Here is a 26956-nt window from a genome sequence, read left to right as displayed (position 1 = left end):
ACCCGTCCAAAGGGACGATTGCGAAAGCGTTTCCACTGCTCCTTTATGGGTAAAAGAGTATAACCGTGTAGATGCCAGGGAAATTTGACGTGTTCGATTTTTTTGCTGTTCTGTGCGGTGATTTATCATCGTGATTGATGAATTACGTCACGAAATAATCAACCTAAATGAAATGCGCTTTTTTACTGCGCAAAATTTGTCTCTGTCCCTGCTAACGAGTAGACTTCGTGCCCTTGTCTGAAATCGGAGAAAAACTCATGAGCGAAACGGCCACCTGGCAGCCGAGCGCATCCATCCCAAATCTGTTAAAACGCGCTGCAATTATGACGGAGATCCGCCGTTTCTTTGCCGACCGCGGTGTCCTGGAGGTGGAAACCCCGTGCATGAGTCAGGCAACGGTGACGGATATTCATCTGGTCCCGTTTGAAACCCGTTTTGTTGGTCCTGGCCACTCTCAGGGCATGAATCTGTATCTGATGACCAGCCCGGAATACCACATGAAACGCCTGCTGGCGGCGGGGTGTGGTCCGGTGTATCAGCTGTGCCGCAGTTTCCGAAATGAAGAGATGGGTCGTCACCATAACCCGGAATTCACCATGCTGGAGTGGTACCGCCCGCATTATGATATGTACCGCCTGATGAATGAGGTGGACGATCTGTTGCAGCAGGTACTGGAGTGTTCAGAAGCAGAAACGCTCTCTTATCAGCAGGCTTTCCAGCGCCATCTGGAAATCGATCCGCTGTCGGCGGACAAGGCCCAGCTGCGCGAAGTGGCGGCAAAACTGGATCTGAGCAACGTGGCGGATACCGAAGAGGATCGCGACACGCTGCTGCAACTGCTGTTCACTTTTGGCGTTGAACCGCTGATTGGCAAAGATCGCCCGACCTTTGTTTACCATTTCCCGGCAAGCCAGGCGTCACTGGCGCAGATCAGCACCGAAGATCACCGCGTGGCGGAGCGTTTTGAGGTCTATTACAAAGGCATTGAGCTGGCGAACGGTTTCCACGAACTGACCGACGCGCGTGAACAGCAGCAGCGTTTTGAGCAGGATAACCGCAAGCGCGGCGCGCGTGGTCTGCCGCAGCAGCCAATTGATAACAACCTGCTGGAAGCGTTAAAAGCCGGTCTGCCGGACTGCTCAGGCGTAGCGCTGGGTGTTGACCGTCTGGTAATGCTGGCTCTTGGCGCAGAGCAACTGGGCGATGTGATTGCCTTTACGGTCGATCGCGCGTAAAGAATTGCCGGGTGGCGCTATCGCTTACCCGGCCTACGCTTCTGGTGGCAATTATCCTTTCCATTTCGTCATGGCAACATTAAAAACTGCCATTTTCTGTGTACACGGGTCTTTTTCTTAAATTGCCTCGTATAGCCACAATATTTGTCTGGTCATCTGCTACCATCCGCGCAGTTTAATTCCTCTTCGGATGGTTATATGTCCCACTCACTCAAAAAAATGACCCTTACCGGGCTCATACTGATGATTTTTACGTCAGTTTTTGGCTTTGCTAACAGCCCGTCGGCTTTCTATCTGATGGGCTATAGCGCGACGCCGTTTTATATCGTTTCTGCTCTGTTCTTCTTTATCCCGTTTGCGCTAATGATGGCGGAGATGGGCTCGGCTTACCGAAAAGAAGAGGGCGGTATCTATTCGTGGATGAACAACAGTATCGGCCCGCGTTACGCGTTTATCGGGACGTTTATGTGGTTTTCATCCTACGTCGTGTGGATGGTCAGCACGGCGGCCAAAGTCTGGGTGCCATTCTCCACGTTTCTTTTTGGTACGGATAAAACGCAGGTCTGGTCGCTGGCGGGGCTGAGCTCCACGCAGGTCGTCGGTATTCTGGCGGTCTTCTGGATGGTGATGGTCACGCTGGTGGCGTCGAAAGGCATCAACAAAATTGCCCGTATCACCGCGGTTGGTGGTATTTCAGTGATGTGTCTGAACCTGGTGCTGCTGCTGGTGAGTATCGCTATTCTGTGCCTGAACGGCGGGCATTTTGCGCAGGAGGTCAATTTTGTTTCATCCCCTAATCCGGGTTATCAGTCCGGGCTGGCTATGCTCTCCTTTGTGGTGTTTGCCATCTTCGCTTACGGTGGTATTGAAGCGGTAGGCGGGCTGGTCGACAAGACCGAGAACCCGGAAAAGAACTTCGCCAAAGGGATTATTTTTGCCGCTATCGTGATTTCCATCGGCTATTCACTGGCCATTTTCCTCTGGGGCGTCAGCACTAACTGGCAACAGGTGTTGAGCAATAACACCACTAACCTCGGTAACATTACCTATGTGCTAATGAAAAGCCTGGGGATGACCCTGGGGCAGGCGATGAACCTGAGCCCCGAGGCGGCATCGGTAATGGGAGTCTGGTTTGCGCGTATCACCGGCCTGTCGATGTTCCTCGCCTATACTGGCGCATTCTTCACGCTGATCTACTCGCCGCTGAAAGCGATCATTCAGGGTACGCCTAAAGCGCTGTGGCCAGCACGCATGACGCAGTTGAACACCGCAGGAATGCCAGCTAACGCTATGTGGATGCAGTGTCTGCTGGTCTGCATGTTCATCCTGCTGGTGTCTTTTGGTGGCGATACGGCGTCTGCGTTTTACAACAAGCTGACCCTGATGGCGAACGTGTCGATGACGCTGCCCTACCTGTTCCTGACCCTGGCGTTCCCGTTCTTCAAAGCGAAGCAGGATCTTGAGCGTCCGTTTGTGATCTTCAAAACCCGCGCGGCAACGCTGCTGGCGACCACGGTAGTGGTGCTGGTCGTGGCGTTTGCCAACATCTTTACCGTTATACAGCCCGTGGTTGAGGCGAATGACTGGAACAGCGCGTTGTGGATGGTTGGTGGACCGATCTTCTTCTCGCTGCTGGCGATGGGGATTTACGAGAATTACCGTCGACGCTCGCAGGCGTTCATCACGGAAGTGGCGTAGCGCTAAAATACCCCTCCCGAAAGGGAGGGGAGACAGTTACAAACTTCCTGCCGGGCGGGTTCTTGCCGCCGAGGTTAGGGTTTTACCCATCTTTCGTCCGTCCATACTTTCCAGACGCATCTGGAACGGTGGGAACGGCATATCAATACCGTGCTCGCGGAAGCCCGCCAGAATCAGTTGGTGGATCTCGTGGCGAAGCGGCATTCGGTGCCCCATTTCGGCGGCGTAGATACGCAGCTCGAAAATCTGGATCCCCTGTTGTAAATCGACCAGGAACACTTCCGGTGCAGGGTTATCGAGCACCAGCGTGCAGCGTTCGGCAGCGGTATAGAGGATCTGCGTGACTTCTTCACTGTTAGCATCCGACGGTGCCGGCACTGTCAGCACCACACGCGTGACGGAGTCTGACAACGACCAGTTGATAAACTGCTCGGTGATAAACGCCTTGTTAGGCACGATGATCTCTTTACGGTCCCAGTCACTGATTGTGGTGGCGCGAGTGTTGATCTTCGTTACGCTACCGGTCAGATCGCGAATCGTCACCGTATCGCCTATACGAATCGGTTTTTCAAACAGGATGATCAGGCCGGACACAAAGTTGGCGAAAATCTCCTGCATGCCAAAACCCAGGCCAAACGTCAGCGCGGCGACCAGCCACTGCAGTTTAGACCACTCGATACCAATCATTGAGAAACCGACCATCCCACCAAAAAGCAATATCAGGTATTTGGTGATGGTGGTAATCGCATATCCCGTGCCGGGGGTTAAATCCAGATGCTGCAATAGCGCCAGCTCGAGCAGTGCCGGGAAGTTACGCACCAGTTGGGTGGTGATGATCAGCACCAGAATGGCAATCAGCACCGCGCCCAGGGTAATCGGCTCCAGGCTTTCCACGCCCTGCACCGTGGACGTCACATCCCACAGAGAGATGTTCTCCAGGAAGCCAAACGCGGAATGAATTTCCGACCACAGGAAGATTACCGACAGGAGGGCTACCAGCATCAGGATGGAACGCACCAGCCGCAGGGACTGGGTACTGATGGCATCCAGATCCAGTTCGACCTCGTCCGCGTCTATCGTGCCTTCCGTGCTGTTAACATGGTTTGACTCTTCCTCACCTCGCGCACGTTGAGCGAGGATCTCCGCCCGGCGGTGCTTGGCGCGGTCGAAGGCCAGACGACGGCGCTGGATCAGCATTCCGCGGCGGATAACGTGATACACCACCAGAAGCAGGAACCAGATCGCCACAGAGGTTTCCAGCCGCGCCAGTAGCGCCTTCGAGGTAGCCAGATATCCCACTGCTGCGGCCAGCATTGCAATCAGAGGGGCACTGAGCAGCAGGTTCCAGAGCAGTCGGTTAAACATGTTGTCGCCGCTACCGGATTTATCCAGATAGAGCGGTATCCCTGCACGTTTCAGACTGAGCGTGACAATGGCCAGCGCACCGCATATCAGCATAAAGCAGAGGCGGCCCAGCGAGCCTGAGAACTCGCGGTCATCGAGATTATCAAACATGATCAGCGCCATAATCAGCGGCACAATCAGCCCGATGCTCATCAGGTAGTAGCGCATGGCGCGCGCAACGCGGTTACGTGGCCAGCCAAAGTGGGCAATGAAAAGGCCATTTGGCCGCGCGAGGGTGGCGCAGATCATCACGACCCACAGCAGCGGTACCGTGGCGGTCACGCCATCGCCAATGGCAACGGCGAGTGGATAGGGCCAGGCTTCCCGTAGCCCGTACCCGAGCGTCATCCACAGCACCGGCAGCGGAGAGGCGACAAGTATCGACCAAAACACGGTGCGCAGCGTCAGCCAGAAATGGTCCCGAGTGACTTTCCCCACCCGTGCGCTGGAACGCTCCAGGAAACGGGTAAAATGCCTGCGTGAGTAAATGCTGAATCCCACCAGAATCAACGCGCCCAGCAGCGGGAAGATGGTCTCTTTGCTGGTCAGCATCATCACGCTGGCCTGTCCCAGTTGGCTGACGGTGTCCAGCGAAATCAGACGGCGCAAATCCTGCACGATCTCGATCGGCCACGAGAAGGTCATTGGACGCACGTCGGATGTCCAGAAAAGATAACGGTGCGTTGCCTCGTTGACCTCTTTCAGCGCATCTTCCAGCTGGCTGTTGGAAACCTTGAGCTTAGTCAGCTCCAGAATCAGCGTATCGCCGCCCTGCAGCAGGGAGTTCAACAGTTCACGCTGGGTACGCAGCTGAGCTTCCAGAATCCGGTTTTGCTCGCTGGTCAGGGGCTGGCCATCCGCCTGTCGGATTTGGCGAATTTGCGGCTGCTTATTGAGGAGATCCTCAAAATGTAACCGCTGAACGCGTAGCTGGGCCATCTCGGTATCCAGCTGCTGCGGCTTCGGCATTTCCGGCAGACGCGCAACCTGGGCACGCAGCGCCTCGCCCAGCAGGTTTGATGACCCAAGCCACTGGGACTGTTCGCGCAGGGTGTTGAGCGCCTGACGCACCTGCAGGGTTTGATTGGTCGCCTGACGTTGCTGTGAGGCAACCAGATCCATACGCTGCGCCTGCTGATTCAGTGCGGCAGAAAGCTCACGGTTGACCTTAAACTGATCGACGATGTCCGCTGGCAGGTTGGCACTGTTTTCCGCCAGCAGTTCGGTGCTTTCGAGAGCACGTTCGGCCTCGCGCTGGCGCTGGCTATTAAGCTGATTACGCAGGGCCTGAAGATACGCATCCAACTGCTCGCTCTGCTTTTGTGCGAGTTCCGAGCGCATCCGCGACAGCTCCTGGCGGTTATTGGCGGACAGCTGCGCCAGTTCCAGTTCATCTACCAGGGCTTTCAGACGCGCCGATTCCGCCTGCAGGCCAAGATTTTGTGCCTGCGCCTGCGGCGTGTTGCCAGCTTGCGTACCCACGCGGCGCTCAACTTCATTAAGCTGGCGACGGGCGTCGGTTTGCTGCTGCGGGAGCTGGCTGAGGGAGTCGGCAATTTCACGTGCACGCTCTTGCTCCTGCTGAGCCAGACGGCTCTTCTCCAGAAGCTGGCTGCTGACCTGCAGGATTTCCTGATTCAGGGCGTCCGTGGTCATGTTGGCTGGCACATCGCGCGGCTCATCACGCAGATTCGCCAGCTGCGCGCGCAATGTTTGCGAGAGTTTGGGGAAGTTGTCGATAACTTGCTGATATTGCTGGGCGCGCTCAAGAGAGCCTTTCCGCTCTTCAAGCGCGTTCAGTGCGGACTGAAGCGACTCGACGGTCTCTGGCTGAGCGGGTTTGGCCGCTTTTGCCTGCTCCAGTTCCTGAGTTATCTGTTTGGCGTCGGGGGCTGTCGCTGCGTACGCCCCCATGCTGAGGCACCAGGCCATCAGTAGAACGATAATCGGGCGCACGTCAGCGATCCTTCTGTTGTTAGCCTTCGTCTTTTTTGTCGTCAACCAGCGGGCTGGCGTCATGCTCGGCGTTGATCTCTTCTTGTGACAGCGGAGCAGGTTCTGCATCGGGTGTCACAAAAGTTTCGGTGGAGACTGCCAGCGGCTGGCCAAGTTTGGTCACCGACAGGCTTTCAAGCTGTTCAGCTAGCTTCACTTTGCCCGGCGCAAACAGGTTGATAACGGTAGAGCCCAGCTTGAAGCGCCCCATCTCCTGACCTTTCAGCAGGGCGACAGAGCCTTCCGCTTCACCAGCAGGCCACGTCCAGCGTTTGATGATACCTTCACGCGGAGGCGTGATGGTGCCAGCCCAGACGGTTTCAATACTGCCGACAATGGTCGCGCCCACCAGAATTTGCGCCATCGGGCCAAATTCAGTATCGAACAGGCAGATGACGCGTTCGTTACGGGCAAACAGGTTCGGTACGTTCTGCGCGGTCAGGTGGTTCACGGAGAAGAGATCGCCCGGAACGTAGATCATCTCACGCAGGATACCGTTACACGGCATGTGTACGCGGTGATAGTCGCGCGGCGACAGGTAGGTGGTCGCAAACGTACCGTTACGGAACAGGTCCGCCATCAGGTAGTTACCCGCCAGCAGCGCTTCCAGGCTGTAGTTATGGCCTTTCGCCTGCAGGATTTTGTCGTCTTCGATATTACCCAGCTGGCTGATCACGCCGTCAGCGGGCATCACCAGTACGTTAGGGTCGGTGTTCAGCGGACGCACTTCATCGCGCAGCGGGCGTACAAAAAACTCGTTGAAGGTACGGTAGCTGGCGGTGTCTGGCTTCTGTGCCTCTTTCATGTCGACCTTGTAATACTTCACAAAAAGGTCGATGACCAGTTTGGTCAGCCAGCCCGCGCGTTTGCTTGCGCCCCAGCCCGCCAGGCGAGTGAGCCACAGTTTTGGCAGAATGTATTGAAGCGAAAGTTTAAATGCGTTTAACAAGGTAGCCTCCAGGCCATTGTTTTGTCGTTCCTGATCCGGCGGTAAGCCGCCGGAACCTGAAAAAAGGGGACGATTTTAGCGATGCTTAGCTTAGTTGTCAGTTGTCAGAATCAGAAAAGTTTTTACGCGTTTTTACCTGATCCATGCTCTCAAGAATGCGGTGGTAATTCTCGAAGCGGGTCTCCGCAATCTCACCTTTTTCGACCGCTTCACGGATAGCGCAACCTGGGTCGTTATCGTGTTTACAGTCGCGGTACTTGCAAGCGCCTAAATAATCATGGAATTCGACAAATCCGTTGAAGATTTGTTCCGGTTCAAGATGCCACAAACCGAACTCGCGCACGCCCGGGGAGTCGATGACATCGCCCCCGTGCGGGAAGTGATACAGGCGTGATGCGGTGGTGGTGTGCTGGCCAAGACCCGAGACATCAGACACATCATTGGTAAGGATCGCCTGCTGGAGGCCAAGCAAATTGTTCAGCAGACTCGATTTGCCCACGCCGGACTGGCCCGCAAAGATGCTGATGCGATCGGTGAGCGCCTCTTCCAGCGGTTTCAGACCATCTTTGGTATGGCTTGAGACCATCAGGACGCGATAGCCAATATTGCGATAGATATCCATCTGCTCATTGACGAAGGCCATCCCGTCGTCGTCCAGCAGATCGATTTTGTTTAATACAATGATCGGCTCAACCTGCAGCGTTTCGCAGGCGACAAGGTAACGGTCGATAATATTGAGCGAAAGCTCAGGTAAAATCGCCGAAACAATCACGATCTGGTTAATGTTGGCGGCAATCGGCTTCACGCCATCGTAGAAATCCGGGCGGGTGAGCACCGACGTGCGTTCATGCACGGCTTCAACGATACCTTTAACCGTGACCCCTTCAGCCGCCTCTTTACCCGGACGCCAGACCACGCGATCGCCGGTAACCAGTGAACGGATGGTGCGACGGATATTGCAGCGGTGAATATCCCCGTCGGCGGATTCCACATCGGCATGCATACCGAAACGGCTGATGACGACGCCTTCTGTCGCTTCACCAAACAGGTTATCGTCATAATCCGGCTTCTCCGAAGTGGTTTTAAGACGGCGCTGGTGGTTGGCGTTTACGCGGCGCTGCTGCCCTTTGGAGAGTTTATTTTTACTCAATCGCGCTGGCTCCTGGTCGCCCGTAAGGGGCAAAACCTCTATGATACACTCTAATTAATACTAGTTAACCTGCTACTGCCGGTTATGCGAGAAGGGTGGAAAATAACATGAGCGCGGATGAAAACAACCTGATTTGGATCGATCTCGAAATGACCGGGCTGGATCCCGAGCGCGATCGCATTATTGAGATTGCAACTCTGGTGACGGACGCCAACCTGAATATTCTGGCCGAAGGGCCGACGATTGCCGTGCATCAGTCCGACGATCAGCTGGCTTTGATGGATGAATGGAACGTGCGCACCCACACCGGCAGCGGCCTGGTGGATCGCGTGAAGGCCAGCACGTTGGGCGATCGCGAGGCAGAACTGGCGACGCTTGAGTTCCTGAAACAATGGGTTCCGGCAGGTAAATCGCCTATCTGTGGGAATAGCATTGGCCAGGATCGCCGCTTCCTGTTTAAGTACATGCCGGAGCTGGAGTCTTACTTCCACTACCGCTATCTGGATGTCAGTACCCTGAAAGAGCTGGCGCGCCGCTGGAAACCTGAAATCCTTGATGGCTTTAAAAAGCAGGGGACGCACCAGGCGATGGACGATATCCGTGAGTCTGTGGCAGAGCTTGCGTACTACCGCGAAAACTTTATTAACCTGTGATTTTGAGATCCGGCGCCTTGCGTGGCCGGGTTTTTGTCGTTAAATTGTTCAGCTTGCCGATTTAATAAGCATTTGAACTGAATTTCGAAAAAATCGCTTTAAGGGGGGTTGCAGCTAAAAGGATTTCTCGTATAATGCGCCTCCCGTAACGACAGAGAATTACACGTTACGACAGCAACAAAAGCAGTACAGATTTGCGGGAATAGCTCAGTTGGTAGAGCACGACCTTGCCAAGGTCGGGGTCGCGAGTTCGAGTCTCGTTTCCCGCTCCAAAATTTGAAAAGTGCTTTCACAGCACAGACTGCCCAAGCGGGAATAGCTCAGTTGGTAGAGCACGACCTTGCCAAGGTCGGGGTCGCGAGTTCGAGTCTCGTTTCCCGCTCCAAAATTTGAAAGTGCTCTCAGAGCACGGACCACCCAAGCGGGAATAGCTCAGTTGGTAGAGCACGACCTTGCCAAGGTCGGGGTCGCGAGTTCGAGTCTCGTTTCCCGCTCCAAAATTTGAAAGTGCTCTCAGAGCACGGACCACCCAAGCGGGAATAGCTCAGTTGGTAGAGCACGACCTTGCCAAGGTCGGGGTCGCGAGTTCGAGTCTCGTTTCCCGCTCCAAATTCTTCTTCATATCTAAATTATCCACAGCGAAAAGATTCGTTGGGGACGTTTTCTATTTCTTCTGAAATACTCTTGTGAACAGAGTTATCCACAGATTTCGTCTTTAATCCTGACTGTGCAGAAAGTTAGCAGGGTGAATAATATCCTTTCAAGTGATTGTATAAATTGAAGAAAATTTGATTTCAAAATGTTATTGAGATCACTTGACCTCTTCTCAAGCCCAGATGGCGCTTGAGTTTTTATTTTTATACACAGGCTGTGAATAGTTCACGCATCCCGCGTAAGTCCTTTTTCGATGACCCTGACCAGCCGCTGTTTTTTCGGAAGCTGCACCTCAACCACACAGGTATTACGCTTCTCAATCTGCTGCGCAATCGCCCATTCTATGTGTTCATCAAGAAGTGGGTGCTCACCTCTACGGCTTTCAAGAGCCTGAATGTTCGCTTCATCCCACGGGGCATTACCCAGCGCGACGGCGACATTACGCAGCCAGCGCAGATGACCGATACGACGAATGGCCGAGCCTTCCGTCACTTTCAGGAACCAGGGTTCGCTCCAGGCGAAAAGTTCGATGAGTTGTGGCGCATGCAGCGCCTTACGCGGGCTGAAATCCTCTTCATCCGTAAGCTGCGAATAACGGTTCCACGGGCAGATCAGCTGGCAGTCATCGCAGCCGTAGATGCGGTTGCCGATAAGTGGTCGAAACTCCTCCGGAATGGCCCCTTCCAGTTCGATAGTGAGATAGGAGATGCAGCGACGGGCATCAACGGTATAAGGCTCAACGATAGCCCCCGTCGGGCAGATGGTCATGCAGGCCACGCAGCGGCCACAGCCTTCCTCCACCGGGCCGTCTATCGGTAACGGTAAATCAATCAGCAATTCGCCAAGGAAGAAGAACGATCCGGCGTCACGGCTAAGGATAAGTGAGTGCTTACCTGTCCAGCCAAGCCCGGCTTTTTCAGCGATCGGGCGCTCAAGAATAGGCGCGGAATCAACAAAGGGTCTAAAATTCAGCGAAACACAGTGCTGCTGAATAGTTTCCCCGAGTTTTTTTAAACGGTTACGCAGAAGCTTATGGTAATCACGCCCCAGGGCGTACCGGCTAACGTAACCCAGAGAGGGATTTTTTAGCGTGCGCGCAAAAGCCGCGTTGGCAGGCAGATAGTTCATGCGCACGCTGATGACGCGCAAGGTACCCGGTAAAAGCTCGTGTGGGCGGGCACGCATCATGCCGTGACGCGCCATCCACTCCATTTCGCCGTGGTATTGTTTGTCCAGCCAGGCCTGCAGTTTTGGCTCGCTGGCGGAGAGGTCGGTGTCGGTAATACCCACCTTCTGGAAGCCAAGTTCAGCACCCCACTGTTTTATTTTTTGCGCTAACTCATTGAGATCGAGGGGCTGTGACATGACGGACCATACAGTGAAGAAAAACCCCGCAAGTATACCACATTCCATCTGGCATGCGGATGACCTCCGGCGCGCCGAAAAAGAGGCTGCAGACAGCCTCGGGATCACCCTTTATGAACTGATGCAGCGTGCGGGAGAGGCAGCATTTACCGTTGCCCGCAGCGCCTGGCCGCAATCCAGCCACTGGCTGATTTTGTGCGGACACGGCAATAACGGCGGGGACGGCTACGTCGTTGCCCGTCTTGCGGTAGCTGCCGGTATTCGCGTTACGCTGCTGGCGCTGGAAAGTGATAAGCCCCTGCCGGAAGAGGCCAGCGCAGCACGGGAGGCATGGCTGAATGCCGGCGGTGTGATTCATGCGCCTGATATTGTCTGGCCGGAGGATGTCGATCTGATTATTGATGGTCTGCTGGGTACCGGGCTGCGCAGTGCTCCCCGCGAGAATATTGCCGCGCTGATTGAACACGCCAACAGACATTGCGCCCCGGTAGTGGCGCTGGATATCCCTTCAGGCCTGAACGCGCAAACCGGCGCGACGCCTGGCGCCGTCATCCAGGCTGCGCACACCGTGACCTTCATTGCTTTGAAGCCGGGTCTGTTAACCGGTAAAGCACGGGATGTGGTCGGCGTATTACACCATAACGCGCTCGGGCTGGAGGGCTGGCTAGCCGGGCAGGAAATGCGCATCGCCCGTTTTGATGCATCGCTGCTGACTGAGTGGTTTCCGCCGCGCCGTCCGACATCCCATAAGGGCGACCACGGCAGGCTGGTGATTATTGGTGGCGATCGCGGTACGGCAGGGGCGATTCGCATGACCGGCGAGGCAGCATTACGCAGCGGTGCTGGTTTAGTGCGAATTCTCACTCGTATTGAGAACATTGCACCGCTAATCACAGCCCGACCGGAGCTGATGGTGCATGAGCTTACGCCCCAGACGCTTGAGGAAAGCCTCGAATGGGCGGATGTCGTGGTCATTGGCCCAGGGCTTGGGCAACAGGGATGGGGTAAACAGGCCCTGCAAAAAGTCGAGAATTTTCGTAAACCGATGCTGTGGGATGCCGACGCGCTTAACCTTCTGGCAATAAACCCGGATAAGCGTCACAATCGCATCCTGACGCCACACCCCGGCGAAGCCGCGCGCCTGCTTAACTGCAGCGTCGCAGAAATTGAAAGCGATCGCTTACTTTCTGCTCAGCGTCTGGTAAAACGTTACGGAGGTGTTGCCGTTTTGAAAGGGGCAGGAACCGTCGTTGCCAGTGACGAGGCGCTGGGCATTATTGATGCCGGAAATGCGGGCATGGCGAGCGGCGGTATGGGCGACGTGCTTTCCGGTATCATCGGCGCATTGCTTGGACAGAAACTTCCCCTTTATGATGCAGCCTGTGCGGGCTGCGTAGCCCACGGTGTCGCGGCAGATAAACTGGCGGCGCGATATGGGACACGCGGTATGCTGGCCACCGATCTTTTTTGCACGCTACGGCGTGTTGTTAACCCGGATGTGATTGACGTAGAAAATGACTAATCGAGCGATTCCTTTACCTGATGAACAAGCCACTTTAGATCTCGGCAAGCGCGTGGCGCAGGCCTCTCAGGGGGCAACCGTCATTTATCTGTATGGTGATTTGGGGGCGGGTAAAACCACTTTCAGCCGGGGTTTTTTGCAGGCGTTAGGGCATAACGGGAATGTGAAAAGCCCAACCTACACGCTCGTCGAGCCGTACACCCTCGACAATCTCATGGTGTACCACTTTGATTTATATCGCCTTGCGGATCCTGAGGAGCTGGAATTTATGGGGATCCGTGATTATTTTGCCAATGATGCCATCTGCCTGGTGGAGTGGCCGCAACAAGGTGCGGGTGTGTTACCTGACCCGGATGTCGAAATTCACATAGATTACCAGGCACAAGGGCGTGAGGCTCGCATCAGTGCGGTTTCCTCATCAGGGTGTTCCTTACTGGCGCGTCTCGCCGGTTAAGCGTAGGGATGACGGGATGAAAAATCGCGTTAAAGGTTGGCTGTTGGCTGCTTCGGTGCTGCTGTGCGCGCAGGCCGGGGCGGCAAGCCTTTCGGATATTCAGGTGTCGAACGGCGAAAGCCAGGCCCGGATCACGTTTAGCTTTATGGGTGACCCTGAATACGCTTTTTCACAACCAGACAGCCACAGCGTGGCGCTGGATATCAAACAGACCGGGGTGATTCAGGGGCTCCCGCTTCGGTTCAGCGGTAACAACCTGGTGAAAAGTATCCGCTCGGGTAACCCGCAGGACAGCCAGTCATTGCGCCTGGTGGTGGATCTCACCGAAAAGGGCAAAACGAAAGCGGTTAAGCAGCAAAACGGCGCGAACTATACGGTAGTTTTTACCATCAATGCCGACGTTCCGCCGCCGCCTCCGCCGCCACCGGTTGTCGCGAAACGCGTGGAGGAGCCTGTGTATACTCCGCGTCCATCGGAACCCGCGCGTAATCCGTTTAAATCGCAGAACGATCGCATTACCGCAGCAACCAGCAGCAATACGGTAACGCGTCCGGCGGCCAGTGCGCGCCGCGCGGTCAGCGGTGATAAAGTGATTATCGCCATTGATGCCGGACACGGTGGTCAGGATCCGGGTGCGATTGGCCCGGGCGGCACGCGGGAGAAAAACGTCACAATTGCTATTGCCCGCAAGCTGCGCGCGCTGCTGAATGACGATCCTATGTTTAAAGGCGTGTTGACCCGCGACGGCGACTATTTTATTTCCGTTATGGGGCGCTCGGACGTGGCGCGCAAGCAAAATGCCAATTTCCTGGTCTCTATTCATGCGGATGCTGCGCCAAACCGCAGTGCCACGGGCGCGTCTGTGTGGGTGCTGTCAAACCGCCGGGCAAACAGCGAGATGGCAAACTGGCTGGAAGAGCATGAGAAACAGTCAGAACTGCTGGGCGGTGCGGGTGATGTGCTGGCAAACAGTCAGTCAGACCCGTACCTCAGCCAGGCGGTACTGGATTTACAGTTCGGTCATTCCCAGCGCGTCGGGTATGATGTCGCCACTAACGTGTTGAATCAGCTGCAGGGCATCGGGGCATTGCACAAGCGTCGCCCGGAACATGCGAGCCTGGGCGTGCTGCGTTCGCCGGATATTCCGTCAATTCTGGTGGAGACCGGCTTTATCAGCAACAACGCCGAAGAGCGCCTGCTGGGAAGCGACAGCTATCAGCAGCAAATTGCCGAAGCGATTTATAACGGTCTGCGTAAATACTTTGACGCGCACCCGCTGCAGTCCGCGCCGTCGGGCGGAGCAGGCCAGGTGGCCAACGCTTCACTGCCGGGTGGGATGACCGCGACCAACTAAGGAGACATCATGCCGATTCAGGTTCTACCGCCGCAGCTTGCGAACCAAATCGCCGCCGGTGAGGTGGTGGAACGTCCTGCATCGGTGGTGAAGGAACTGGTGGAAAACAGCCTCGATGCGGGAGCTACCCGCATTGATATTGATATCGAACGCGGCGGGGCGAAACTTATCCGCATTCGCGATAACGGCTGTGGGATAAAAAAAGACGAGCTGGCGCTGGCGCTGGCGCGTCATGCCACCAGTAAAATTGCCTCTCTGGACGATCTTGAAGCGATAATCAGCCTCGGCTTTCGCGGCGAGGCGCTCGCCAGTATTAGCTCGGTTTCCCGCCTGACGTTGACCTCTCGTACCGCTGAACAGCAGGAAGCCTGGCAGGCTTACGCCGAAGGGCGCGACATGGATGTGACGGTTAAACCCGCGGCGCATCCTGTCGGTACCACGCTGGAAGTGCTGGATCTGTTCTACAACACCCCCGCCCGACGCAAGTTTATGCGTACCGAAAAAACCGAATTCGGCCATATCGACGAGATCATTCGTCGTATCGCGCTGGCGCGTTTTGACGTCACCATTAATCTCAGCCATAACGGCAAGGTGATGCGCCAGTATCGCGCGGTGGCGGAGGGCGGGCAGAAAGAGCGCCGTTTAGGGGCTATCTGCGGAACGCCATTTCTGGAACAGGCGCTGGCGATAGAGTGGCAGCATGGCGATCTCGCTTTACGTGGCTGGGTGGCCGACCCGAACGCCAGCAGTGCGGCTTTCTCTGAAATTCAGTATTGCTACGTGAATGGCCGCATGATGCGCGACCGCCTCATTAACCACGCCATTCGTCAGGCCTGTGAAGACAAGCTTGGGGCCGATCAGCAACCGGCTTTTGTGCTTTATCTGGAGATCGACCCGCATCAGGTCGATGTTAACGTCCACCCCGCCAAGCATGAGGTGCGCTTCCATCAGTCGCGTCTGGTGCATGATTTTATCTATCAGGGCGTGCTGAGCGTATTGCAACAGCAGGTTGAGCCTGCATTGCCGCTGGAAAAAGACGATTCCTCACCGCGTCCCATCCCGGAAAACCGTGTCGCTGCGGGCCGCAACCATTTTGCGCAGCCCGCTGTCGCGCGAGAGCCAGAAACGCCTCGATTCTCAACCGGTGCAAGCACGACGCGTCCGACGGGAGCAAACTATCCGAACGCTCAACCCGGCTATCAAAAGCAGCAGGGGGCGTTGTACCGTAAGTTGCTGGAAACGCCTGCTGTTGAGCGCAAAGATCACGTTGCAGTGGCGACACCGTCCCTTGAAGGGCACAGCCAGAGTTTCGGGCGAGTGCTGACGATTATCGCACCGGATATGGCATTGCTAGAACGCGACGGCAAATTGCAGCTTCTGGCTTTACCGGTTGCCGAACGCTGGCTCAAACAGGCGCAACTGACGCCTGGGGAAAATGCGGCCTGTGCGCAGCCGTTATTGATCCCGGTTCGTCTGAAAATATCCGCTGAAGAAACACGGGTATTGCAGCGTACAGAGGCCCTACTGGCGCAAATGGGCATTGAAATGGTGCTCGAACCACAACATGTGACAATTCGCGCAGTGCCTTTACCCTTACGCCAACAAAATTTACAAAACTTGATTCCTGAACTGATAGGCTACCTGGCGCAGCAAACATCGTTTGAGGCCGCCAACACCGCGCAGTGGATCGCTCGCCATCTGGCCAGCGAACATACACCGTGGAGTATGGCGCAGGCGATTACCGTGCTGGCGGAGGTCGAACGCCTCTGTCCACAGCTGGTGAAAGCGCCGCCGGGTGGGTTATTACAACCTGTTGATTTGAAAACGGCGATGACCGCCCTGAAACATGACTGACGTAAGTAAGGCGAGCCTGCCAAAGGCAATTTTTTTAATGGGCCCAACGGCCTCCGGCAAAACGGCGTTAGCCATTGAGTTACGCAAAGTTTTGCCTGTAGAGTTGATTAGCGTTGATTCCGCCCTCATCTATCGGGGGATGGACATTGGTACGGCGAAGCCTGGCGCAGAAGAACTGCGTGCGGCACCGCACCGTTTGCTGGATATTCTCGACCCGGCAGAGGCTTACTCCGCAGCGGATTTCCGCCGGGATGCCTTAGCCGAGATGGCCGAGATCACGGCGGTGGGACGTATACCGCTGTTGGTTGGCGGCACCATGCTCTACTTTAAGGCGCTGCTGGAAGGATTATCACCTTTACCTTCCGCAGATCCTGACGTGAGAGCAAAGATTGAGCAACAGGCGGCAGAGCAGGGATGGGACGTGTTGCATAAGCAACTGGCAGAGATTGACCCGGTTGCGGCAGCGCGAATCCATCCAAATGATCCGCAAAGGCTTTCCCGGGCACTGGAAGTTTTTTTCATTTCGGGTAAAACTTTAACGGAACTGACGCAAACGTCAGGAGACGCTCTGCCGTATCAGGTGCATCAGTTCGCCATCGCCCCGGCGAGCCGTGAACTGCTCCATCAACGAATTGAGCAGCGTTTTCATCAGATGTTAGCTTCAGATTTTGAAGCAGAAGTGCGGGCGCTATTTGCCCGTGGAGATTTGCATACGGATATGCCTTCCGTTCGTTGTGTGGGATACCGCCAGATGTGGTCGTATCTTGAAGGTGAGATTTCATACGATGAAATGGTTTATCGAGGTGTTTGCGCCACGAGACAGTTAGCGAAGCGCCAGATCACCTGGTTGCGCGGTTGGGAGGGAGTTCACTGGTTAGACAGTGAAAAACCGCAACAGGCGTTAAACGAGGTGATTGAGGTTGTTGGTGATATCGCCCACTGAATGTGTACAATTGAGACGTATCGTGCGCAATTTTTCAGAATCGCAAGGTTCTAAGTACAAAACAAGCATATAAGGAAAAGATAGAATGGCTAAGGGGCAATCTTTACAAGATCCGTTCCTGAACGCATTGCGTCGGGAACGTGTTCCAGTTTCTATTTATTTGGTGAATGGTATTAAGCTGCAAGGTCAGATTGAGTCTTTCGATCAGTTTGTGATCCTGTTGAAAAACACGGTCAGTCAGATGGTCTACAAGCACGCTATCTCTACTGTTGTTCCGTCCCGTCCAGTCTCTCATCACAGCAATAACGCTGGCGGCGGCACTGGCAGTAACTACCATCATGGCAGCAACGCGCAGGGTTCTTCAACGCCAGCGCAGGACAGCGACGAAACCGAATAAGGTTTCAGCTGTTATCCACACGGGGAGCCAGGGATCCTGCGTTCCCCGCTGATCTTTTTAGAGAGGTTTACGCTTGTTTGACCGTTATGATGCCGGTGAGCAGGCGGTGCTGGTACACATCTATTTTTCGCAAGACAAAGATATGGAAGATCTCCAGGAGTTTGAATCTCTGGTCTCTTCCGCCGGTGTCGAAGCAATGCAGGTGATTACCGGTAGCCGTAAAGCGCCGCACCCAAAGTATTTTGTTGGTGAAGGTAAAGCAGTAGAAATTGCGGATGCCGTAAAAGCAACCGGCGCGTCAGTCGTGTTGTTTGATCATGCGCTGTCTCCAGCCCAGGAGCGCAACCTGGAAGCTCTCTGCGAATGCCGTGTGATCGACCGCACGGGATTGATTTTAGACATTTTTGCTCAGCGTGCACGTACCCATGAAGGGAAATTGCAGGTTGAGCTTGCACAGCTGCGCCATCTGGCGACGCGTCTGGTGCGTGGCTGGACCCACCTTGAAAGACAAAAAGGCGGGATCGGTTTGCGCGGTCCGGGTGAAACCCAGCTCGAAACCGACCGTCGTTTACTGCGTGGCCGTATTACCCAGATCCTCTCGCGTCTGGAACGTGTAGAGAAACAGCGTGAACAGGGGCGTCGGGCGCGAACCAAAGCTGACATCCCGACCGTGTCGCTGGTGGGTTATACCAACGCCGGTAAATCCACCCTGTTTAACCAGATAACCGAGGCCCAGGTTTATGCCGCAGACCAGCTGTTTGCGACCCTGGACCCTACGCTGCGTCGTATTGACGTAGCAGACGTGGGTGAAACGGTGCTGGCGGATACCGTAGGGTTTATCCGCCATTTGCCACACGATCTGGTGGCGGCGTTTAAAGCGACGTTGCAGGAGACGCGACAGGCGACCCTGCTGCTGCACGTGATTGATGCGGCTGACGTACGCGTGCAGGAGAACATCGACGCGGTGAACGTGGTGCTGGAAGAGATTGATGCCCACGAAATTCCCACGCTGTTGGTGATGAACAAGATCGATATGCTGGAGGATTTCGAACCGCGTATCGACCGAGATGAAGAGAACAAACCGATTCGGGTCTGGCTTTCTGCTCAGGCCGGTATTGGTGTGCCACTGCTTTTCCAGGCTTTGACAGAACGTCTTTCCGGTGAGGTAGCGCAGCACACGCTGCGCCTGCCGCCACAGGAAGGCAGGCTGCGCAGCCGGTTTTATCAGCTTCAGGCGATAGAAAAAGAGTGGATGGAGGATGACGGCAGCGTGGGGATGCAGGTGCGTATGCCGATCGTTGACTGGCGTCGCCTCTGTAAACAAGAACCTGCGCTGGCGGACTATATCGTCTGATCAGAAAGGGGAAGCCTGAAAAATTCGCCCTTGCATAACAAATATGGAGCATATACATGGCGTGGAATCAGCCCGGTAATAACGGACAAGACCGCGACCCGTGGGGAAGCAGCAATAATCAAGGCGGCAACTCTGGGGGAAATGGCAACAAAGGTGGTCGCGAGCAGGGGCCGCCGGATCTGGATGATATCTTCCGCAAGCTGAGCAAAAAGCTTGGTGGCCTGGGCGGAGGAAAAGGTTCTGGCTCAGGGGGTAATTCCACTCAGAGTTCGCGCCCGCCAATGGGTGGCCGCGTAGTGGGCATTGTGGCCGCTGCGGTGGTAATCATCTGGGCAGCCAGCGGGTTCTACACCATTAAAGAAGCAGAACGCGGCGTGGTCACCCGTTTCGGTAAGTTCAGCCATCTGGTTGAGCCGGGCCTGAACTGGAAGCCGACCTTCATTGACGACGTGACAGCGGTAAACGTGGAGTCCGTCCGTGAACTGGCCGCCTCTGGCGTGATGCTGACGTCTGATGAGAACGTGGTGCGCGTTGAGATGAACGTCCAGTACCGCGTGACCGATCCTGAACGTTATCTGTTTAGCGTAACCAGCGCCGATGACAGCCTGCGTCAGGCGACTGACAGCGCCCTGCGTGGTGTGATTGGTAAATACACCATGGACCGCATTCTCACCGAAGGTCGTACCGTTATTCGTAGCGATACCCAGCGCGAGCTGGAGGAGACCATTCGTCCGTACAACATGGGTATCACCCTGCTGGACGTTAACTTCCAGGCTGCTCGTCCGCCGGAAGAGGTGAAGGCCGCATTTGATGATGCAATTGCTGCCCGTGAAAACGAACAGCAGTACATCCGTGAAGCGGAAGCGTACACCAACGAAGTTCAGCCACGTGCTAACGGTCAGGCGCAGCGTATTCTGGAAGAAGCACGCGCGTATAAGACGCAGACCATCCTGGAAGCACAGGGTGAAGTGGCTCGCTTCGCGAAGATTCTGCCGGAATATAAAGCAGCGCCAGAAATTACCCGTGAGCGTCTCTATATCGAGACCATGGAAAAAGTGCTGAGCCATACCCGCAAAGTGTTGGTTAACGACAGCAAAGGTGGAAACCTGATGGTGCTGCCGCTGGATCAGATGCTGAAGGGCGGTTCTGCACCGGCCGCGAAAGACACCAGCGGAGCGAACAACCTGCTGCGTCTGCCGCCAGCGTCATCGGGCAGCGCCAGCGCGAACACAACGCCTTCTTCGAACGATGGTGACATTATGGACCAACGCCGTGCTAACGCGCAGCGTAACGACTACCAGCGTCAGGGGGAATAAGGATGCGTAAGTCAGTTATTGCGATCATCGTCATCGTACTGGTCGTGCTGTATACCTCGATCTTTGTGGTGAAAGAGGGCGAGCGTGGGATCAAGTTCCAGTTCAGCAGCGTCGTGCGTGACAGTGACAAACGTCCGGTGATTTACGAACCGGGCCTGCACTTCAAGGTGCCGTTCATTCAGTCAGTGAAAACGCTGGATGCGCGTATCCAGACTATGGATAACCAGGCTGACCGTTTCGTGACCAAAGAGAAGAAAGACCTGATCGTTGATTCCTACATCAAATGGCGCATCAGCGATTTCAGCCGTTACTTCCTGGCAACCGGGGGTGGCGACGTTTCTCAGGCGGAAGTGCTGCTGAAACGTAAGTTCTCTGACCGTCTGCGTTCTGAAATTGGTCGTCTGGATGTAAAAGATATCGTGACCGACTCCCGCGGTCGTCTGACCCTGGAAGTGCGCGATGCGCTGAATTCCGGTACAGCGGGCACGGAAGACGAAGTGGAAACGCCAGCAGCGGATGACGCGATTGCGAAAGCAGCTGAACGCGTTCAGGCTGAAACCAACGGTAAAGTGCCGGTGATCAACCCGAACAGTATGGCTGCGCTGGGTATCGAAGTGGTTGACGTGCGTATCAAGCAGATCAACCTGCCAGCTGAAGTGTCCGAAGCGATCTATAACCGTATGCGCGCCGAGCGTGAAGCGGTAGCCCGTCGCCACCGTTCACAAGGCCAGGAAGAGGCTGAGAAGCTGCGTGCGGCAGCGGACTACGAAGTTACCAAGACGTTGGCGGAATCTGAACGTCAGGGCCGTATTCTGCGCGGTGAAGGTGATGCGGAAGCGGCGAAGCTGTTCGCAGATGCCTTCAGCCAGGATCCCGACTTCTACGCCTTTATCCGTAGCCTGCGTGCTTACGAGAATAGCTTCCAGAGCAACCAGGATGTGATGGTGCTCAGCCCGGACAGCGATTTCTTCCGTTATATGAAGACGCCGACTAACGCAACACGATAAACTCTGGCACGTTTGAGTATTCAAACCACCGCTCCCTCCGGAGCGGTGGTTTTCTTTTATAAGGAATAAAAATGAATTCAACCATTTGGCTGGCGCTGGCCCTGGTGTTAGTGCTGGAAGGCCTGGGACCGATGCTTTATCCGCGTGCCTGGCGCCGCATGATCGCGACCATGAGCCAACTTCCGGATAATATTTTGCGCCGTTTCGGCGGTGGACTTGTGGTTGCTGGCATCGTGATCTACTACATGTTGAGGAAAACGATTGGCTGATCAAAAAGTGGTCGGATTTGGCGTATTTTGAGGTCAAAAAGTGCTGTATATCTGAAAAAGCGATGGTAGAATCCATTTTTAAGCAAACGGTGATTTTGAAAAAAATGGGTAACAACGTCGTCGTACTGGGCACCCAATGGGGTGACGAAGGTAAAGGGAAGATTGTTGATCTTCTGACTGAACGGGCTAAATATGTTGTACGCTACCAAGGCGGTCACAACGCAGGCCATACTCTCGTAATCAACGGTGAAAAAACCGTCCTCCATCTTATTCCATCAGGCATTCTTCGCGAAAACGTCACCAGCATCATCGGTAACGGCGTTGTGCTGTCTCCCGCTGCGCTGATGAAAGAGATGAAGGGTCTGGAAGACCGTGGTATCCCTGTTCGTGAGCGTCTGCTGCTCTCCGAAGCCTGCCCGCTGATCCTGGATTATCACGTGGCTTTGGACGTCGCGCGTGAGAAAGCACGTGGTGCGAAAGCGATCGGTACCACCGGTCGTGGTATCGGCCCGGCTTATGAAGATAAAGTGGCACGTCGCGGTCTGCGCGTGGGCGATCTCTTCGACAAAGCCACCTTCGCTGAAAAACTGAAAGAAGTGATGGAATATCACAACTTCCAGCTGGTGAACTTCTACAAAGCTGACGCTGTTGACTACCAGAAAGTGCTGGATGACGTCATGGCGATTGCAGACATTCTGACCGGTATGGTTGTTGATGTGTCCGATCTGCTGGACCAGGCGCGCAAGCGTGGCGATTTCGTCATGTTCGAAGGTGCGCAGGGTACGCTGCTGGACATCGACCACGGTACCTATCCGTACGTAACCTCTTCTAACACCACCGCAGGTGGCGTGGCGACCGGCTCTGGCCTGGGTCCACGTTATGTGGATTACGTTCTGGGCATCATCAAAGCTTACTCCACGCGTGTGGGGGCAGGTCCATTCCCGACCGAGCTGTTTGATGAAACCGGCGAGTTCCTCTGCAAGCAGGGTAACGAGTTTGGCGCGACCACCGGTCGTCGTCGTCGTACCGGCTGGCTGGACGCGGTTGCTGTACGTCGTGCCGTGCAGATCAACTCCCTGTCTGGCTTCTGCCTGACCAAGCTGGACGTGCTGGACGGCCTGAAAGAAGTGAAAATCTGCGTCGGCTACCGTATGCCAGACGGCCGTGAAGTGACCACGACTCCGCTGGCCGCTGATGACTGGGAAGGCATTGAGCCAATTTACGAAACCATGCCGGGCTGGTCTGAGACCACTTTCGGTGTGAAAGAGCGTAGTGGCCTGCCACAGGCGGCGCTGGATTACATCAAGCGTATTGAAGAACTGACCGAAGTGCCGATCGATATTATTTCTACCGGCCCGGATCGTACTGAAACGATGATCCTGCGCGACCCGTTCGACGCATAATCTTCGTGAATGCTGGCCTGCGGGGAAACTCGTAGGCCGGATAAGCGTAGCGCCATCCGGCGACCGCTCCTGGATCTCCGCTTTTTCGCCCCGTCTGTCAAATAAATTAGCCGCTATCTATCTGGCTGGTTTATCATCATTAATGAATATCTCTGCGGTTTGACCGCGTTTTCCCTTTTTCCTGAGGTTGATGTGCAGTTAACAAGTTTCACCGATTACGGCTTACGTGCGCTGATTTACATGGCGTCGTTACCCGATGGTAAGATGACCAGTATCTCTGAAGTGACGGAGGTATACGGCGTATCCCGTAATCATATGGTCAAAATAATCAATCAACTTAGTCGTGCCGGATACGTTGCTGCCGTCCGCGGGAAGAATGGGGGGATCCGTCTCGGTAAACCGGCGCAGAGTATTCGCATCGGGGATGTGGTACGCGAACTGGAGCCCTTGTCTCTGGTGAACTGCAGCAGTGAGTTTTGCCACATTACACCCGCTTGCCGCCTGAAACAGGCGCTTTCTAAGGCTGTGCAAAGTTTTCTCAAGGAACTGGATAACTACACGCTGGCCGATTTGGTTGAAGAGAATCAACCGCTTTATAAATTATTGCTGGTGGAATGAAGAAAATTTCCACCGGAGCTGACAACGGAGGAACCGACATGTCACAAGATCCTTTCCAGGAACGCGAAGCCGAAAAATACGCGAATCCTATTCCCAGCCGCGAGTTCATCATTGAACACTTAACAAAACGCGAAAAACCCGCCAATCGTGAAGAACTTGCCGTTGAATTAAATATTGAAGGTGAAGAGCAAATTGAAGCCCTTCGCCGTCGCCTGCGTGCCATGGAGCGTGACGGGCAACTGGTCTTTACCCGACGCCAGTGCTACGCGCTGCCTGAACGCCTCGACTTGCTGAAAGGCACCGTGATTGGGCACCGTGATGGCTTTGGCTTCCTGCGCGTGGAAGGCCGCAAAGATGACCTGTATCTGTCATCTGAACAGATGAAAATGTGTATCCACGGCGACCAGATCCTGGCGCAGCCGCTGGGTGCTGACCGTAAAGGTCGCCGCGAAGCGCGCGTGGTGCGCGTACTGGTGCCAAAAACCAGCCAGATTGTTGGCCGTTACTTCACTGATGCGGGTGTGGGCTTTGTGGTGCCGGACGACAGCCGCCTGAGCTTTGACATCCTGATCCCGCCTGAAGAGGTGATGGGCGCACGCATGGGCTTTGTGGTTGTGGTAGAACTCACTCAGCGCCCAACGCGTCGCACCAAAGCGGTTGGTAAAATCGTGGAAGTCCTGGGCGATAACATGGGCACTGGCATGGCCGTTGATATGGCATTGCGCACCCATGAGATCCCCTACATCTGGCCGAAAGCGGTTGAAGATCAGATCGAAAGTCTGCGTGAAGAAGTGCCGGAAGAGTCCAAAGTGGGCCGCGTGGATCTGCGCTCCCTGCCGCTGGTCACCATTGATGGCGAAGATGCCCGCGACTTCGATGATGCCGTTTACTGTGAGAAAAAACGCGGTGGCGGATGGCGTCTGTGGGTGGCGATTGCGGACGTGAGCTACTATGTTCGCCCGCACACCCCGCTGGATAACGAAGCGCGCAGCCGTGGTACCTCGGTGTATTTCCCCTCTCAGGTAATACCAATGCTGCCGGAAGTGCTCTCTAACGGCCTGTGCTCCCTGAACCCGCAGGTTGATCGCCTCTGTATGGTGTGTGAGATGACCATCTCCACCAAAGGGCGCTTAACCGGCTACAAGTTCTATGAAGCGGTCATGAGTTCCCATGCGCGTCTGACCTATACCAAGGTCTGGCATATGCTGCAGGGCGACCAGGATCTGCGCGAACAATACGCGCCGCTGGTCAAGCATATTGAAGAACTGCATAACCTCTACAAAACGCTGGATCAGGCACGCGAAGAGCGCGGCGGGATCTCGTTCGAGAGTGAAGAAGCGAAGTTTATCTTCAACGCAGAGCGTCGCATTGAGCGTATCGAGCAGACCCAGCGTAATGATGCGCACAAGCTGATCGAAGAGTGTATGATCCTGGCGAACATCTCGGCAGCGCGTTTCGTTGAGAAAGCCAAAGAGCCAGCGCTGTTCCGTATTCACGATAAGCCGTCAACGGAAGCCATCACCGCGTTCCGTTCAGTACTGGCGGAACTGGGTCTGGAGCTGCCTGGCGGCAACAAGCCTGAACCGCGCGATTACGCCGAGCTGCTGGAGTCCATTGGCGACCGTCCTGACGCAGAAATGCTGCAGACGATGCTGTTGCGTTCGATGAAGCAGGCGATTTACGATCCGGAAAACCGGGGACACTTCGGCCTGGCGTTGCAGTCTTACGCGCATTTCACCTCGCCGATCCGTCGCTATCCTGACCTCTCTCTGCACCGCGCGATCAAGTATCTGCTGGCGCAGGAGCAGGGCCATAAAGGGAACACTACCGAAACCGGCGGTTACCACTATTCGATGGAAGAGATGCTGCAGCTCGGTCAGCACTGTTCCATGACCGAGCGTCGTGCTGATGAAGCCACGCGCGACGTAGCGGACTGGCTGAAGTGTGACTTTATGCTGGACCAGGTGGGCAACGTCTTTAAAGGCGTGATTGCCAGCGTGACCGGCTTTGGTTTCTTCGTGCGTCTGGACGAGCTATTTATCGACGGTCTGGTGCACGTCTCCAGCCTGGATAACGACTACTACCGCTTCGACCAGGTTGGTCAACGCCTGATTGGCGAATCGGGCGGCCAGACCTACCGTCTGGGCGACCGTGTGGAAGTGAAAGTTGAAGCCGTGAATATGGACGACCGTAAAATCGACTTCAGCCTCATCTCCAGCGAGCGTGCGCCGCGTAACGTCGGTAAAACCGAGCGTGAACGGGCGAAAAAAGGCGGAAACGGTAAACCGGGCGGCGGTAAACGTCGTCAGGCGGGTAAGAAGGTAAACTTCGAGCCAGACAGCGCGTTCCGCGGCGAGAAGAAGCAAAAGCCGAAGGCGGCGAAGAAAGACGCTCGCTCAGCGAAAAAACCTTCTGCGAAGACGCAGAAAATCGCTGCTGCCACCAAAGCAAAACGTGCAGCGAAGAAAAAACAGGCGGAGTAAGTTCCGCCCCTCACCCTGACCCTCTCCCCAGTGGGGAGAGGGGAAAGAACAGTCATAATGAGAACCATCAATGAGTGAAATGATTTACGGCATCCACGCGGTGCAGGCCCTTCTCGAGCGCGCACCGGAGCGTTTTCAGGAAGTGTTTATTCTGAAAGGGCGTGAAGACAAACGTCTGATGCCGCTGATCCACGCGCTGGAAGCGCAGGGCGTGGTGATCCAGCTGGCGAACCGTCAGTACCTGGATGAGAAAAGTGAAGGCGCGGTTCACCAGGGCATTATTGCCCGCGTGAAGCCGGGCCGTCAGTATCAGGAAAACGATCTGCCGGATCTTATTGCCGCACTGGATAACCCGTTCTTCCTGATCCTTGATGGCGTAACCGATCCGCACAATCTCGGCGCATGCCTGCGTAGCGCGGATGCGGCAGGTGTGCATGCTGTGATTGTACCGAAAGATCGCTCCGCGCAGCTGAACGCGACAGCGAAGAAAGTGGCCTGCGGCGCAGCGGAAAACGTTCCGCTGATCCGCGTAACCAACCTGGCGCGTACCATGCGTCTGCTGCAGGAAGAGAATATCTGGATCGTCGGTACCGCGGGTGAGGCAGATCATACCCTGTACCAGAGCAAAATGACCGGACGTCTGGCGCTGGTGATGGGGGCGGAAGGTGAAGGTATGCGCCGTCTGACGCGCGAGCACTGCGACGAGCTGATCAGCATCCCGATGGCGGGCAGCGTGTCGTCCCTGAACGTGTCTGTGGCGACGGGCATCTGCCTGTTTGAAGCGGTTCGTCAGCGCGGAGAATAAACAGCAAGGCCGTCCAAGGACGGCCTTTAGTGTTTTCTCCCTCTCCCCGTGGGAGAGGGCCGGGGTGAGGGCAC

At 55.4% G+C, this 26956-nt stretch carries 21 protein-coding genes and 4 tRNA genes; 21 read left to right on the top strand and 4 right to left on the bottom strand.

Going from position 1 to position 26956, the window contains the following annotated elements; all coding sequences use genetic code 11:
- Positions 1 to 257: 257 nt before the first annotated feature.
- Together epmA and yjeM are read left to right on the top strand one after the other, a co-directional pair.
- Positions 258 to 1235: an elongation factor P--(R)-beta-lysine ligase gene (epmA, locus tag ACOTYN_RS10965; protein ID WP_014882216.1), complete on the top strand. Its 978-nt coding sequence runs from the start codon at positions 258 to 260 to the stop codon at positions 1233 to 1235.
- A gap of 198 nt (positions 1236 to 1433) precedes the next feature.
- Positions 1434 to 2933, top strand: coding sequence for a glutamate/gamma-aminobutyrate family transporter YjeM (gene yjeM, locus ACOTYN_RS10960; RefSeq protein WP_213782882.1), 1500 nt, complete (start codon positions 1434 to 1436; stop codon positions 2931 to 2933).
- A gap of 36 nt (positions 2934 to 2969) precedes the next feature.
- On the opposite strand, the gene mscM is transcribed toward yjeM, so the two are convergent.
- From mscM to rsgA, 3 genes are all read right to left on the bottom strand, one after another.
- Entirely contained in the window at positions 2970 to 6293 is a 3324-nt protein-coding gene (gene mscM, locus ACOTYN_RS10955) for a miniconductance mechanosensitive channel MscM (RefSeq protein WP_332957772.1), read from the bottom strand.
- Positions 6294 to 6312: 19 nt separating this feature from the next.
- Positions 6313 to 7281, bottom strand: a complete 969-nt coding sequence (gene asd, locus ACOTYN_RS10950; RefSeq protein ID WP_023331845.1) for an archaetidylserine decarboxylase — start codon at positions 7279 to 7281, stop codon at positions 6313 to 6315.
- Positions 7282 to 7378: 97 nt separating this feature from the next.
- Positions 7379 to 8431: a small ribosomal subunit biogenesis GTPase RsgA gene (gene rsgA / locus ACOTYN_RS10945; RefSeq protein ID WP_014882220.1), complete on the bottom strand. Its 1053-nt coding sequence runs from the start codon at positions 8429 to 8431 to the stop codon at positions 7379 to 7381.
- Positions 8432 to 8538: 107 nt separating this feature from the next.
- Between rsgA and orn the strand changes: the two genes are divergently transcribed.
- The 5 genes from orn (at position 8539) to ACOTYN_RS10920 (ending at position 9693) form a co-directional block, all read left to right on the top strand.
- Positions 8539 to 9084 carry an oligoribonuclease gene (gene orn, locus ACOTYN_RS10940; RefSeq protein WP_201404760.1) on the top strand — a complete coding sequence of 182 codons (546 nt, stop codon included), beginning with the start codon at positions 8539 to 8541 and terminating at the stop codon, positions 9082 to 9084.
- A 196-nt stretch (positions 9085 to 9280) separates the two neighbouring features.
- A tRNA-Gly gene (locus tag ACOTYN_RS10935) sits at positions 9281 to 9356 on the top strand.
- Positions 9357 to 9393: 37 nt separating this feature from the next.
- A tRNA-Gly gene (locus tag ACOTYN_RS10930) sits at positions 9394 to 9469 on the top strand.
- A gap of 36 nt (positions 9470 to 9505) precedes the next feature.
- Positions 9506 to 9581, top strand: a tRNA-Gly gene (locus ACOTYN_RS10925).
- Positions 9582 to 9617: 36 nt separating this feature from the next.
- Positions 9618 to 9693: transfer RNA gene (locus ACOTYN_RS10920), tRNA-Gly, on the top strand.
- 270 nt (positions 9694 to 9963) lie between these two features.
- On the opposite strand, the gene queG is transcribed toward ACOTYN_RS10920, so the two are convergent.
- The gene (gene queG, locus ACOTYN_RS10915; RefSeq protein WP_193970424.1) at positions 9964 to 11103 is read right to left on the bottom strand and encodes a tRNA epoxyqueuosine(34) reductase QueG; all 1140 of its coding nucleotides are present in this window, start codon (positions 11101 to 11103) and stop codon (positions 9964 to 9966) included.
- Between queG and nnr the strand changes: the two genes are divergently transcribed.
- From nnr to rlmB, 14 genes are all read left to right on the top strand, one after another.
- A complete protein-coding gene (gene nnr, locus ACOTYN_RS10910) occupies positions 11102 to 12625 on the top strand; it encodes a bifunctional ADP-dependent NAD(P)H-hydrate dehydratase/NAD(P)H-hydrate epimerase (RefSeq protein WP_332957767.1) in 1524 nt (507 codons plus the stop codon). The genes queG and nnr overlap by 2 nt on opposite strands.
- On the top strand, positions 12618 to 13079 hold the full coding sequence (gene tsaE / locus ACOTYN_RS10905) for a tRNA (adenosine(37)-N6)-threonylcarbamoyltransferase complex ATPase subunit type 1 TsaE (protein WP_332957764.1): 462 nt from the start codon (positions 12618 to 12620) through the stop codon (positions 13077 to 13079). The genes nnr and tsaE overlap by 8 nt, the downstream gene beginning before the upstream one ends.
- Positions 13080 to 13095: 16 nt before the next feature.
- Complete coding sequence (amiB, locus tag ACOTYN_RS10900; RefSeq protein WP_045134425.1) at positions 13096 to 14433, top strand: N-acetylmuramoyl-L-alanine amidase AmiB; 1338 nt, start codon at positions 13096 to 13098, stop codon at positions 14431 to 14433.
- 9 nt (positions 14434 to 14442) lie between these two features.
- Positions 14443 to 16287, top strand: coding sequence for a DNA mismatch repair endonuclease MutL (gene mutL, locus ACOTYN_RS10895; RefSeq protein ID WP_014882226.1), 1845 nt, complete (start codon positions 14443 to 14445; stop codon positions 16285 to 16287).
- The gene (gene miaA / locus ACOTYN_RS10890; protein ID WP_332957761.1) at positions 16280 to 17230 is read left to right on the top strand and encodes a tRNA (adenosine(37)-N6)-dimethylallyltransferase MiaA; all 951 of its coding nucleotides are present in this window, start codon (positions 16280 to 16282) and stop codon (positions 17228 to 17230) included. Before mutL ends, miaA begins: the two co-directional genes overlap by 8 nt.
- Positions 17231 to 17315: 85 nt before the next feature.
- The gene (hfq, locus tag ACOTYN_RS10885; protein WP_008502919.1) at positions 17316 to 17627 is read left to right on the top strand and encodes an RNA chaperone Hfq; all 312 of its coding nucleotides are present in this window, start codon (positions 17316 to 17318) and stop codon (positions 17625 to 17627) included.
- 73 nt (positions 17628 to 17700) lie between these two features.
- Positions 17701 to 18981, top strand: coding sequence for a ribosome rescue GTPase HflX (gene hflX, locus ACOTYN_RS10880; protein ID WP_023331851.1), 1281 nt, complete (start codon positions 17701 to 17703; stop codon positions 18979 to 18981).
- A 56-nt stretch (positions 18982 to 19037) separates the two neighbouring features.
- A complete protein-coding gene (gene hflK, locus ACOTYN_RS10875; protein WP_180262165.1) occupies positions 19038 to 20297 on the top strand; it encodes an FtsH protease activity modulator HflK in 1260 nt (419 codons plus the stop codon).
- A gap of 2 nt (positions 20298 to 20299) precedes the next feature.
- A complete protein-coding gene (hflC, locus tag ACOTYN_RS10870) occupies positions 20300 to 21304 on the top strand; it encodes a protease modulator HflC (protein WP_013095290.1) in 1005 nt (334 codons plus the stop codon).
- A 71-nt stretch (positions 21305 to 21375) separates the two neighbouring features.
- On the top strand, positions 21376 to 21573 hold the full coding sequence (locus tag ACOTYN_RS10865) for a DUF2065 domain-containing protein (RefSeq protein WP_003855996.1): 198 nt from the start codon (positions 21376 to 21378) through the stop codon (positions 21571 to 21573).
- A gap of 104 nt (positions 21574 to 21677) precedes the next feature.
- A complete protein-coding gene (locus tag ACOTYN_RS10860) occupies positions 21678 to 22976 on the top strand; it encodes an adenylosuccinate synthase (protein ID WP_006178975.1) in 1299 nt (432 codons plus the stop codon).
- A 192-nt stretch (positions 22977 to 23168) separates the two neighbouring features.
- A complete protein-coding gene (nsrR, locus tag ACOTYN_RS10855) occupies positions 23169 to 23594 on the top strand; it encodes a nitric oxide-sensing transcriptional repressor NsrR (RefSeq protein ID WP_014882230.1) in 426 nt (141 codons plus the stop codon).
- Positions 23595 to 23632: 38 nt separating this feature from the next.
- Entirely contained in the window at positions 23633 to 26077 is a 2445-nt protein-coding gene (gene rnr, locus ACOTYN_RS10850; protein ID WP_014882231.1) for a ribonuclease R, read from the top strand.
- Positions 26078 to 26147: 70 nt separating this feature from the next.
- Complete coding sequence (rlmB, locus tag ACOTYN_RS10845; RefSeq protein WP_014882232.1) at positions 26148 to 26882, top strand: 23S rRNA (guanosine(2251)-2'-O)-methyltransferase RlmB; 735 nt, start codon at positions 26148 to 26150, stop codon at positions 26880 to 26882.
- The last annotated feature ends 74 nt before the right edge of the window (positions 26883 to 26956 follow it).

It is taken from the genome of Enterobacter cloacae complex sp. IR5458, from assembly GCF_049238025.1.
GTDB classification, from domain to species: Bacteria; Pseudomonadota; Gammaproteobacteria; order Enterobacterales; family Enterobacteriaceae; genus Enterobacter; species Enterobacter kobei.
This window is presented reverse-complemented; position numbering and strand designations above follow the sequence as displayed.